Annotated in this window: 9 protein-coding genes; 6 read left to right on the top strand and 3 right to left on the bottom strand. The window is 35.2% G+C overall.

From position 1 onward, the window contains the following. Positions 1–663, bottom strand: a complete 663-nt coding sequence (locus F0460_RS11005) for a helix-turn-helix domain-containing protein (RefSeq protein WP_150013176.1) — start codon at positions 661–663, stop codon at positions 1–3. 91 nt (positions 664–754) lie between these two features. Between F0460_RS11005 and F0460_RS11000 the strand changes: the two genes are divergently transcribed. The 6 genes from F0460_RS11000 (at position 755) to F0460_RS10975 (ending at position 10,033) form a co-directional block, all read left to right on the top strand. After that, positions 755–1,144, top strand: a complete 390-nt coding sequence (locus F0460_RS11000; RefSeq protein WP_150013174.1) for a type III secretion system chaperone family protein — start codon at positions 755–757, stop codon at positions 1,142–1,144. A gap of 12 nt (positions 1,145–1,156) precedes the next feature. Next, entirely contained in the window at positions 1,157–1,849 is a 693-nt protein-coding gene (locus F0460_RS10995) for a PspA/IM30 family protein (protein WP_150013172.1), read from the top strand. Positions 1,850–1,953: 104 nt separating this feature from the next. Then, a complete protein-coding gene (locus F0460_RS10990; protein WP_150013170.1) occupies positions 1,954–2,145 on the top strand; it encodes a DUF4177 domain-containing protein in 192 nt (63 codons plus the stop codon). A gap of 48 nt (positions 2,146–2,193) precedes the next feature. Then, on the top strand, positions 2,194–2,850 hold the full coding sequence (locus F0460_RS10985; RefSeq protein WP_150013168.1) for an OB-fold-containig protein: 657 nt from the start codon (positions 2,194–2,196) through the stop codon (positions 2,848–2,850). Positions 2,851–2,863: 13 nt separating this feature from the next. After that, positions 2,864–4,984, top strand: a complete 2,121-nt coding sequence (locus F0460_RS10980; RefSeq protein ID WP_150013166.1) for a flotillin family protein — start codon at positions 2,864–2,866, stop codon at positions 4,982–4,984. A 213-nt stretch (positions 4,985–5,197) separates the two neighbouring features. Next, a complete protein-coding gene (locus F0460_RS10975) occupies positions 5,198–10,033 on the top strand; it encodes a DNA repair ATPase (RefSeq protein WP_150013164.1) in 4,836 nt (1,611 codons plus the stop codon). A 26-nt stretch (positions 10,034–10,059) separates the two neighbouring features. Here F0460_RS10975 and F0460_RS10970 read toward each other — a convergent pair whose 3' ends face one another. Then, a complete protein-coding gene (locus tag F0460_RS10970) occupies positions 10,060–10,599 on the bottom strand; it encodes a hypothetical protein (protein ID WP_190304139.1) in 540 nt (179 codons plus the stop codon). A 341-nt stretch (positions 10,600–10,940) separates the two neighbouring features. Further along, positions 10,941–11,897 (bottom strand): Fic family protein, encoded by a 957-nt coding sequence (locus F0460_RS10965; RefSeq protein WP_150013160.1) that lies wholly within the window; start codon positions 11,895–11,897, stop codon positions 10,941–10,943. Between the last annotated feature and the right edge of the window lie 315 nt (positions 11,898–12,212).

Genomic DNA, 12,212 nt, shown 5'->3' with positions numbered 1-12,212 from the left:
TTATATTTTTTTTTCAAATTTAGCGTATAATTTCCAAAAGCTTTGCAGGTTTTCGGTATTAAAATCTTCCGATTTCCACTCGTTCAGTTTCAAATTAATCGTTGTTTTGTTTTGATTGTACGTTCCTATAAAAATTTCGGTATTCGTTAAAAACATTCCGAAATGATTATCCAACATATGCAATGTATCAATTTGTACCTGTTCAAAAAATAAAATGGTGTATTCGGGAATATCCACATTTGCCGGTGCAGCAATTTCGTGTGTAAGCTCCAAAGCAATGAATTTATTGGAACTGTACATTGGAAAAGCAATCAGATCTAATTTCTGAACATCAAAAGTTCCTTCTTTAATATGATGAATGGCTTCGCGGGAAATAAACGGAATGTTTGCAAAGTTTTTTTGTAATTTTTTCTGACCTTCCTCGTTAAAATAGTCGTTAAAGTTTAAAATCTCGTTAACCGACAGTTGTTTTGTCAAAAGATGCTCTAAAGGAATGCTAAAATAATTAGCAATTTTTATAATGCTTTCTAATTTAGGTTCGGCACGCAGTTCTTCGTAAGACGAAATATTACCTCTCGTTAGGCTAAATATATCAGCAAAAGCCTGTTGACTTATGTTTTTTACATTTCTAAGCTTCTTTATATTGTAACCTATTTTACTCATTTTGAAAAAAAATAAAAATTTTGCTAAATTTATTTGCAAAAAGTATTATCTTTATGCAAAAGATATGTGCAAGATACAAAATTAATTTACAATGCATTTTTTAAACGTCGAAAAATATATTTTAGATACCGGATACAGTATCAAATATAAAAGCAAAGAAGAAGGGATTTTTTTAATAGAAAATCTGGCAGACGGAGTTCAGAATTTAATCGTTGGTGTTGCTGCGCCCGTTTTAATATTTGAACAGTACCTGTTTACGTTACAAGCCGATAGTATGCAAGTGTTTAAGGGTTTGTTAATGAAAAACAGAGATATAATTCACGGTGCTTTTGCACTTACCGAAGATGGTTCGAAAGTTATTTTTAGATATACGCTGCAAATTCACAATTTAGATTTTAACGAATTTGATGCCGCACTAAACTCGTTGAGTTTGTTGTTAAGCGAATATTCCGAACAATTAATACAGTTTTCAAAGAATTAAAAAATAAAAGACATGAATATTTTTAAAAGAATTTTTAGAATTGGTCAGGCAGAAATTCATGCTGTGGTCGATAAAATGGAAGATCCCATTAAAATGACGGAACAAGGAATCCGTGAAATGAAAGAAGATTTAGATCAGGCAATGGAAGCTTATGCCAAAGTAAAAGCATTGGCGATTCGTACCCACAACGCTGCCGATAAAAAACGCGAAGACGCTGCAAGTTATGAAAACAAGGCTGTTTTGCTGCTTCAAAAACTTCAAAAAGAAGAATTAGAAGTTGATCAGGCAGAACGTTTGGCGAAGGAAGCACTTCATTTAAAAAAGCAGAATTTGTTGGAAGCCGACGAATTAAGTAATCAGGCAGATGTGCATGACGAATCGGCAAACGAAGTGCATAAAAACATTGAAGTGTTAAAGTACAACATCAACAAATGGGAAACCGAATTGGCAACCATTAAAGCTCGTGTTCGTGTAGCAAACGCAACCAAAGTGGTGAACAAACAGTTGGCAAAAATGGACTCTAACAGTACTATAAGTATGCTGGAACGCATGAAGGAAAAGGTAGAAGAAGACGAAGCACTGGCAAAAGCTTACGGAGAAATGGCACAACAAAAACCAAATGTTTCCGATGAAATAGATTATGCGTTGAACGAAAATTCATCAGATGCCGATTTAGATGCCTTGAAAAAACAATTGGGGATGTAAAGCAGTTTTTAGCTTTTAGCGTAAAGTTTGTCATTCTGAACGAAGTGAAGAATCTAAATAAGACTCTTGCAAATAAGTAAAAAAAATAATTAAAACACCATTATATGAAACGATTTGAATATAAAACAATAGAAATCAAGCCGAAAGGTACATGGTCTTGGAAATTCGATATTGTTGAAATTGATAAAATTTTAAACGAAATGGGCAGCCAGGGCTGGGAATTAGTAACAATAGAAAGTCGAGATATGAGCGGAACAGCTTATGGTTTTCACTACACCTTTAAACGCGAAATTTAATAAGTCGCTGTTTGCAAAAACTAATAACTAAAAACAAATAACTATACTATGGCAGAACTTTTAAACCTATTATTCTATCCGCTTTCAAACGGAATTATGACGGTTCTTACCGGAATGTCTTTGCTGTACTGGGTTTTTATGTTTTTTTCGGGCGATGGATTTGATACCGATGCCGAATTTCACATGGGCGATGTTTCCGATGGCGATGTAAATACCGATGGTGATGGAGAAGTTTCCTTTGGATCAAAAGTGTTGGAATTTATCAACATAGGCAAAATGCCTTTAATGGTAATTGTAACCCTGTTTAAGTTCATCGGCTGGATTCTTACCCTGTTGTCATCAATCTTTTTAGGTTTGGCAAACTGGGGAATAAAATCGGTGTTAATCTTACTTCCGGTGTTTGCAATAACATTCGTAATCATGCATTATGTCACAAAACCATTAGTAAAAATGTACAAAAATTTAGGCTATAACGGCGAAGAATCAATCGATTTTTTAGGAAGAACCGGCACGTTGAAATCAACCATAGAAAACAACAAAATAGGCATTTTAGAAGTTACCATTCAAAAAGATGTATTTCGGTTAAATGTAAAAAGTCAAACAGGAAACCGCATAGAATACGGCGCAGAAGTAATGATTATTAAAGCCGTAGAAAACAATATTTACGAAGTACAACCAAATATAACCTTACATAATATCAACTAACTAAATTAAATCAATGAACAAACTATTATTAATTGACGGGCTTTCGGGCGTATCAGGAATCATACTTTTAGCATTAGGCGTAATTGTATTTTTAATCATCTCGTTTTTTGTAGTATTAAGCATGTTCTACAAAAAAATCCCGCAGGGCAAGGCAATTGTGCGTACCGGTGTGGGTGGATCTAAAGTAGCATTCAACAAAGGAATGTACGTAATTCCGGTTTTTCATAAAATGGAAATCATGGATATTTCGGTAAAGAAAATCGAAATTGCCCGTATGCAGCACGACGGATTGATTTGTCGCGATAATATTCGTGCCGATATTAAAGTGGCGTTTTTCGTTCGCGTAAACAAGTCGGTAGATGATGTTATCAACGTGGCACAGAATTTAGGATGTGACCGTGCAAGTGATCCCGAAACATTAAAAAGTATTTTTGAATCGAAGTTTTCCGAAGCATTAAAAACCGTTGGTAAAAAATTCGATTTTATTGAATTATACGAAGCGCGTCGTGAGTTTCGTGATGAAATCTTGAACATTATCGGAACAGATTTAAACGGATATATTTTAGACGATTGTGCGATTGATTATTTGGAACAAACTGAATTACGTTTTTTAAGTGCCGAAAATATTTTAGATTCTGAAGGAATTAAAAAGATTACCGAATTAACGGCAAAACAAAATATGAGTGCCAATTTAATTCGTCGCGAAGAAGAAAAAGTAATTAAAAAACAAAACGTTGAAGCGCGCGAAGCAATTTTGGAATTAGAACGTCAGTTGGCAGAAAAAGAAGAAAAGCAAAAACGTGAAATCGATAATATTAAAGCACGTGAAGAGGCCGAAATTACTAAAGTTCGTGAAGAAGAACGCTTAAAATCGCAAACCGTTCGTATTTCTACCGAAGAACAATTGGCTGTTCAGGAAGAAAACAAACTGCGTCAGATCATCATTGCAGAAAAGAATAAAATTCGTACCGATGCTGTTGAAACCGAGCGTGTAGAAAAAGACCGCGCGTTAGAACAAACCGAAAGAGAGCGTATTGTTACCTTGGCACAGATTGATAAAGAACGATCGATCGAAACCGAGAAAAAATCGATTCAAAATGTAATTAAAGAACGCGTTCAGTTAGAAAAAGGCGTTGTAGAAGAACAACAAAACGTTCGCGATGTAGAAGTGTACCGTGAAGTAGAGCGTAAAAAACAAGCTGGCGTAATTGCAGCATCGCAAGAAGCAGAAGAGCGTTTAATTGCAACGGTAAAAGCTGCCGAAGCATCTAAAATTGCAGCGGAACAAGAAAAAGAGAAAAAAGTGATCGATGCTGATGCTCAAAAAATGGTGGCAGAACGTAAAGCACAAGAAGTCTTGATTGATGCGGAAGCGAAGAAAGAAGCTGCTTCAAAAGAAGCCGAAGCTCGTAAAATTATTGCCGAAGCACAGGCGAAAGAAGAAGCTGCAATTGGATTATCTGAAGCAGAAGTAATGATTGCAAAAGCAGAAGCAGAAGAAATTCAAGGAACGAAAATGGCTGCGGTTATAGAAATTAAAGCCGAAGCTATGCGTAAAGAAGGTTTGGCAGAAGCCGAAGTTGTTCGTGAAAAAGCAATGGCAGAAGCAAAAGGCATCGAAGAAAAAGCCGAAGCTATGAAAAAACTAGACGGCGTTGGTAAAGAACACGAAGAGTTCAAGTTACAGTTACAAAAAGAGAAAGAAGTAGAACTGGCGCATATCGACATTCAAAAAGATATTGCTTCAGCACAGGCTAGCGTTCTTTCTGAAGCATTGAAAACAGCGAAAATTGATATCGTTGGTGGCGAAACCATGTTCTTTGAAAACATTGTTCGCCAGGTTTCCAACTCAAAAGGTTTCGATCATTTAATCAACAATTCGCAACATGCTTTAGACATTAAAGAATCGTTGATGGGACCAGACGGAAAAGGAGATTTAGCGGAGAAAATCCGTGGTTTGGCAGACAAATACGGCATTTCATCAAACGATATTAAAAACCTAACCGTTTCGGCAGCTTTGATAAAATTACAGCAGGCAGCAGGCGGTCAGGGTAATGAAGAAGATGCAGGTTTCATTAATTCGTTATTCGGTATGGCTAAAAACTTGGGAATATCAAACAAAAAATTAATTTAATCGTTAATAGGTTTTAAAGATAAAGCTTGTCATCCTGAACCGGTCACTGAGCATGTCGAAGTGCAGCATCTCACAAGATTAAATGATGCGATTCCGTGTCAAGCACGGAATGACAAAGAATTTATCATAAAATAAACACACTTATGCCTAAACTTGCCTTTTAAAACCAAAGAAAGGCAAGTTTAATTTCACTAACGCATTAATTTAAAATCAATGCAAGAAGAAAAAGTTACAACACCGCAACCAACCATAGATTCCGGCGCATACGAGATTATCCGTAAGCGTTTGCACACACAGAAAGAAGAGTTGCTGGCAAGGTTAAAATCCTTAAACAGCGCCCGCAAAGAAGTTTTCAATTCTACCAGTTTTGTGTTAAAGGCAAATCAGCGTATCGATACCGAAAACACCTGTACAGCGCGCGGAATTGTTGCCATAGACAATCTTTGTATTTTTGGTTACAACGTGCATTTTGGTTTGCGCACCGAAATTAATTTAGCCGATGTTTTCAGTATTTATCTGTTCGAAAACAATCAGTTTGTACCGCAAACGTTAGATTTAATCAACGACGCTAACTTTGTAACCGATTATCAGAATCTGTATAAATATTACCGAGATTCTATTTTTGCGAAATTCCGCAGAACAGAGAATTACTTGTACATGATTTTTCAGACAAGTAAAAATGTCGATGATTTAAAGGCTTTTAAATGGTTGATAAAAGACGGAAAACTGATTTATCAGGACGATCGTAGTATTCACGATGTAAAACAGCCTACGCAGTTTGAATTTCAATGGATCAAAACCAATTTAGACGATCGCCGTTTAGGTAAATTTCCGCATATTTCTATTTTAGACAAGGTTTTTATTGAAGCACTTCATGGCGATATTACCTTTAAAATTGAAGACAATACCGATACCGGTAAAGGAATTTACAGCGAAAAAGTCACCAATTTAGACCAGCAGTTAGACGATGCCGAATATTACTACGCCGATTTAGGAAATTTAATTGCCATACGCATAAAGCCGTATCAGGAAGATTTTCGTGCCTACGTGTTCAACGTAAAAACGAAAGAGGTAATCAATCTCCCGTCGTTAAACCAATCGGCTATTTTGTTGCCCGATAATCAGGGAATTATTTTTTCGAACGGATATTATTTGCAAAACGGCACCCACAAAGTGTTCGATTCTCATTTGGAAAACGTGCAGTTTTTACGAAAAATAGCATCGCCCAACGGAGAAGATTTTCTGTATATTTTTAATCAGCGCGAAACCAATACGTTCATTTTAATGTCGTACAACATCATTCAGCAGGCAGTAGAAACGCCTATTGTTTGCAACGGTTTCACCATTTTTAAAGATGGCAGTTTAATTTATTTTAGAACCGAAGCCGAAGCAACGCGCCACCATCAGGTACAGATTTGGGAAACGCCTTATATGGCAGTTTTAAAAGAAAACGAAGCCCGTAAAGAAGATCCGTTGTACAAAGTGGGCAACAAGCAGATTGTGCAGGCAATGGCAGAAACTCAAGAGGTAATTCAGCTGGCTACTAAAGAAGATTCGTACGAAGGTTTGTATGAGGAAATTCTGAAGAAAACCACCACGTTACTCGATTCTTATTTTTGGATTAACGATACGGCTTTAAAAGATTTAGGCGCGCCGTTAAGTCAGATAAAAGATGTTGCCAACACAGCAATCGATGAATTTGTAAAAGTTCAGGCGCAACGCAAACATGCCGAAGAATTATACCAGCAGTCCGATAAACATTTAGAGGAACTCATTTTTAAAATCAACAGCACCACAGTTGAAACGTTAGATCAATTGGTAAATTTGTTGGCTTCTGCCCGAAAATTGCAGGGCGAATTCATCAGTTTAAAAAGTGTTCGTTATGTTTCAACAGAAAATATAGATCAGTTAATTTACCGATTAAATACTATTACCGTTGATTTATCAAACCAAACTGTTGCCTTTCTTTTAAAAGACGAAGCTTTATTGCCTTACGAACAAAAGGTGGAAGCACAAAAAGAAAAAGTTGCAGCTATTGATAAGGTTTTTGATGCCAAAACGGTGGAAGAAACCAATACCGAAATTTCTACCGAATTAGAAGTTTTGATCGAGATTTTAAACGGTTTAAAGATCGATGATGCTACGCAAACCACAAAGATTGTCGAGAAAATATCGCTGATTTTTAGTTCGTTGAACGAATTGCGTGCGCAACTGACTCGCAAAATTAATTCGTTACGAAATCAGGAAGCCGGTGCCGAATTTTCTGCACAGTTAACGCTGTTGGAACAAACGGTTACCAATTATCTGGAACTATCAACGTCGGCAGAAAAAACCGATGAATATTACACCAAAATTGTAGTTCAGTTAGAAGAGCTGGAAAGCAAGTTTTCTGATATTGATGATTTTGTGCTGAAAATTGCCGATAAGCGCGATGAGGTTATCAAAGCGTTTAATACCAAGCGTGAACAGATTGTTGCGCAGGTTAATAAGCGCACCGATTCGTTGGAACAGATTGGTTTGCGCGTGCTTAAAAACATCGAAAACAAATCGCTAACGTTGGCAACAAAAGAAGATATTTTAAGCTTTTTTGCTTCGGATTTAATGATTGATAAGGTTCGACAATTGGTTGCCGAATTAAAATCGTTGAACGATGTATCAAAAGCAGAAAATCTTGAAAATCTTTTAAAGAAAACGCAAGAAGATGCACAGCGAATTTTACGTGATAAAACGGAATTGTACGTTGACGGGCAAAATATTATTGCACTTGGTAAACACAAGTTTTCGGTTAATAACCAATCGTTAAGTTTAACGCTGGTTAACAGAAACAACGAACTTTTTTACCATTTAACCGGAACCAGTTTTTATCAGAAAGTTCAAAATACCGATTTAGCAGATTATAAAGATATTTGGAATCAGGAACTGATTTCGGAAAACAACAACGTTTATCGAGCGGAATATCTGGCATACAAAGCGTTTAAAGCGGCAACTTATAACGATTTTGATGCAGCAGGATTTATCAACCAAACGGTAGAGCAAAATTATTCCGAAGGTTATGTAAAAGGCGTTCACAACACCGATGCGCTTGCTATTTACGAAGCTCTGCAAAGTGTCGATAAAAAGCTGGGTGTGTTGCGTTACAATGTCTCCACACGATCGGTCGCGCAGTTGTTTTGGCATCATTTACTGGAGAACGATCAGCAGAAACTTTTTACGTTAATTCAATCTACGCATTCGGTTTTAAAGGCGTTTCCAAGCACACAGCGTTATCAGTCGGTGATAGATCAAATCGAAAATAATTTTGAGACATGGCAAACAACGGTAGATCAAACTTTAACCGATAAAACCAGCGTGGCGCATTATATTTTTGGATCGTTCAGCAACTATAAAAAGTTTGCAATAAGTGAATTCAGCGATCATTTAAAGCAGGAATTTTCACGAATTGTTCAGGAAAAAAGATCGTTGGCAGATTTTCAGGCTGATGTTCAAAACGAACAATTCTCGTTAACCGATCGCTATTTCTTGATTTTAAACTGGTTGAACGCTTTTATTGATGAGCATGCCGATTTGGAAATCTATCGAAAATACATTGATGAAACTGCGGTTGTTTTATTGTTTTCAAAAGACGAATACCAGCTTGTTTTTGGTAAAGATTCGGTTGAAATCACTGATTTAAAAGGAAATCATTCTATATTGGAAAACGGCAGTTTTACATTGGATTATTACAATTTTATAAACAAACTAACCGATTTTACAAACAACAAAGTTCCGCGTTTTGAAGCGTTTATCAATCTAAAAAATCAATTGAGCAAATCGTACGAAAACGCGTTAAAAATAAACGAGTTGGAACCAAAAGTATTAACGTCGTTCGTTCGAAACAAATTAATCAACGAAGTGTATTTTCCGTTAATTGGTAACAATCTGGCAAAACAGTTGGGCACCGCAGGCGACAGCAAACGCACGGCACGTATGGGAATGCTGTTGTTAATTTCGCCGCCGGGTTACGGTAAAACCACGTTAATGGAATATCTGGCAAAAACCATGGGGCTACATTTTGTAAAAGTAAACGGACCAACCATTGGGCATTCCATCACGTCGATTGATCCTGTGGAAGCCAAAACATCGGGCGAACGCGAAGAGTTGAAAAAGATTAATTTATCGTTTGAAATGGCAGATAACGTAATGCTGTATTTAGACGATATTCAGCATTTAAGTCCGGAATTTTTACAGAAGTTCATTTCATTGGCGGATGGTCAGCGAAAAATAGACGGAATTTTCGATGGCGAAAGTAAAACCTACGATTTGCGCGGAAAACGTTTCTGTATTGTAATGGCGGGAAATCCGTACACCGAAAGCGGATCAAAATTTCAGATTCCCGATATGTTGGCAAACCGTGCCGATGTGTATAATCTGGGCGATGTTATTGGCGATACGGCGCATTTGTTTAATTTAAGTTTGATTGAAAACGCGGCGATTGAAAATGTGTATTTAGAGAAAATTGCCAGTAGATCGTTTCAGGATTTTTATGCGTTGATCGATTTTATTTCGCAGGGAACAGAGCAACTGCCCGATTTGGAAGGAAATTATACCAAACAGGAAATCGACGATTGCATTACCGTTTTACAGCATATCATTAAGATTCGCGATGTGGTGATTAAAGTAAACCAGCAGTACATTCAAAGTGCGGCAATGCAGGATGCGTACCGAACCGAACCATCGTTTAAAATGCAGGGATCGTACCGAAACATGAGCAAACTGGTTGCGCAGGTGGTGCCTATGATGAACGATAAGGAAATCAACGATTTGTTGCTGACGCATTACGAAAGCGAATCGCAAACGCTGACTGCCGATACCGAAAGCAATTTGCTCAAGTTAAAGGAACTTGCCGGATTAATCACGGTTGATGAGAAAATTCGATGGGAGGAAATCAAGGAACTGTTCCGTAAAAACAATAAACACGGTCTTTTGGCTAAAGACGATAAAGTGTTTGCCGAAATGCTGAATTTAAACGAAAACTTGGAAGGAATTATCAAGGTTATTAAAGAAAAATAAAGGAAGTCAAATGACTTCCTTTTGGTTTAATTTTCAAATACAATATCTATATAAGGAATTCCCCAATCATCAGAAGGTCCGCCTGTTCCGTAAAATGAAGAACCTGTAACTTTTAAATCACCCTGAATAACAGGAAAAGTTATATTTCCATTCACAAGTCTTCCTATTGTGTTTTCAATATTTCCATTCCAATTTGTTTGAATCCTTTTAATGGTATAAGAATGCCCTGTAACAACTTGAATTGGATTTATTGCAATGTATGAAGTTGAAGTTGAAGAAAAAACATGGCTTCCACTATAAAGAGGTGTGTTAGATGTATTGTCATGAATTTCTATAACATAAGGTGTTGTGTTAAATGTTGGTAAACTCTGATACCCAATTTTACAGATAGTTTTATTTGATAAAACCTCAAAAGTATAAGTATGGGATTCTAAATCCATAGTAATTACGTCTTGATTATTTGATGCGTTAGCTAAATTGTTATAAAGTTGATTAAAAGTAGTATTGGTTGAATCACATTGCTGCGTATTATTAGCAATTGTTGCATCATCATTACAGCTTATCACTATTGATGAGCTAATGAAAAGTAATAAGTAATTAAATGTAAGTTTCATATTTTTTCTAAATTTAAGGATAGTCTTGAAAGGTATATTTAAAATTTTAAATAATAACGATTTTTTTATGAAAATATTATAAGTAAATATAATATTTTAAAAAAGTATGACATTTTAAGCTAATTTAAATGGAGAAAAAAAGTAGTTTTTCCTAAAGACGATAAAGTGTTTGCAGAAATGCTGAATTTAAACGAAAACCTAGAAAGAATTATCAAGGTTATTAAAGAAAAATAAAGGAAGTCATTTGACTTCCTTTTGTTTTTTTTGAGTTGGTGATACTAAGGAAAAGCATACTACTGTTTCTTTTTATAAGTAGTAGTTTTTTTATCTCCCTTTTTTAAGATTATTCCATTTTCTACAGCATTTTTTAAGTCACGACTTGCAGTAGCAGAAGAAATGTTCTTAAAATAATTCAAATAATCTTTACGGCTAAAATCTTTTTCGTTGTTCTCTAAAAACAGCTGTATTCTATCTTCATCACTCAATTTTTTAGCAGAATTTTCAAGTAAATCAGATAGCGAACAATCAATAATCATCAACATATATTCAATGAATTTAGTGGATTTTCCTTCTTTATCAGAAATAGACAAAGCCTTGTAATATTCATTTTGATTTTTTGAGATCAAAGTTTCAAATGGCAGAAATTCAAAAATGGGGTATTCCTGTATTAAAATTAAAGTTTGCCATAATCTTCCCATTCTTCCATTTCCATCTAAAAAAGGATGAATAAATTCCATTTCGTAGTGAAAAACACAACTTTTTATTAGTGTTAATTCCGATTTATCTTTTAAATACTCAAACAAATCTTTCATTAAGTAAGGAACATTTTCAAATGAAGGTGCAATATGTTCCACTTTAGAACCTTTCACAATACCAACACCTTGTTTTCTATATTTTCCAGGTTCATTGATTAATTTCTGTAATAATAGTTTATGCGCTTTTAAAAAATCTTTTTCACTTTCTGGTTTTAGTTGCTTAATATTTTTATAAACCTCTAAAGCATTAAGCACTTCAAGAATGTCTTTTTCAGGACCAACAACCCGCTTGTTCTCTAAAATGGCAGTAATTTGCTCTTCGGTTAATGTGTTTCCCTCTATGCTAAGCGAAGATTGAATTGTTTTAATTTGATTCTGCTTTCTTAAAGTGGGATTGGTTTTAATTAAATATTTTGCATTCACTTCTCCAATTTTCTCTGAAATGGAAGATATATATTTTAATATTTCTGAAGATATTTCGTACGGAGGTTTCATTTATTGATACTATCATTTGATACTATAACAAATATAGAAATTAAAAATTAATAATTCGTTTTGCTGGTGATAGAATTAAAAGTAAGATCCAACATTTAAGAGAATATCAAGGTTATTAAAGAAAAATAAAGGAAGTCATTTGACTTCCTTTTGGTTTTTTATGTTTGGAGTTGGTGATTGCAATTAAAGAATTGTAAATCGTCAGCAAAAAGTAGACATTTTATAAAAGAAACTAAAGGAGTGTTTTCATAAAAAAATGTAACTTTAATTATGGCAACACCAAAAAAGAAATCAGCAGAGAATTTTGTAAAGGAC

It is taken from the genome of Paenimyroides baculatum (genome assembly GCF_008629655.1).
GTDB lineage: Bacteria > Bacteroidota > Bacteroidia > Flavobacteriales > Flavobacteriaceae > Flavobacterium > Flavobacterium baculatum.
The sequence above is the reverse complement of the archived record's forward strand: the minus strand, read 5'-3'. Positions and strand labels throughout refer to the sequence as shown.

What these genes read in the sequence shown, in the direction of transcription:
- F0460_RS10980 (WP_150013166.1), top strand. Translation starts at nt 2,864, where the DNA reads ATGAACAAACTATTATTAATTGACGGGCTTTCGGGCGTATCAGGAATC.
- F0460_RS10975 (WP_150013164.1), top strand. Translation starts at nt 5,198, where the DNA reads ATGCAAGAAGAAAAAGTTACAACACCGCAACCAACCATAGATTCCGGC.
- F0460_RS11005 (WP_150013176.1), bottom strand. Translation starts at nt 663, where the DNA reads ATGAGTAAAATAGGTTACAATATAAAGAAGCTTAGAAATGTAAAAAAC.
- F0460_RS10990 (WP_150013170.1), top strand. Translation starts at nt 1,954, where the DNA reads ATGAAACGATTTGAATATAAAACAATAGAAATCAAGCCGAAAGGTACA.
- F0460_RS11000 (WP_150013174.1), top strand. Translation starts at nt 755, where the DNA reads ATGCATTTTTTAAACGTCGAAAAATATATTTTAGATACCGGATACAGT.
- F0460_RS10995 (WP_150013172.1), top strand. Translation starts at nt 1,157, where the DNA reads ATGAATATTTTTAAAAGAATTTTTAGAATTGGTCAGGCAGAAATTCAT.
- F0460_RS10965 (WP_150013160.1), bottom strand. Translation starts at nt 11,897, where the DNA reads ATGAAACCTCCGTACGAAATATCTTCAGAAATATTAAAATATATATCT.
- F0460_RS10985 (WP_150013168.1), top strand. Translation starts at nt 2,194, where the DNA reads ATGGCAGAACTTTTAAACCTATTATTCTATCCGCTTTCAAACGGAATT.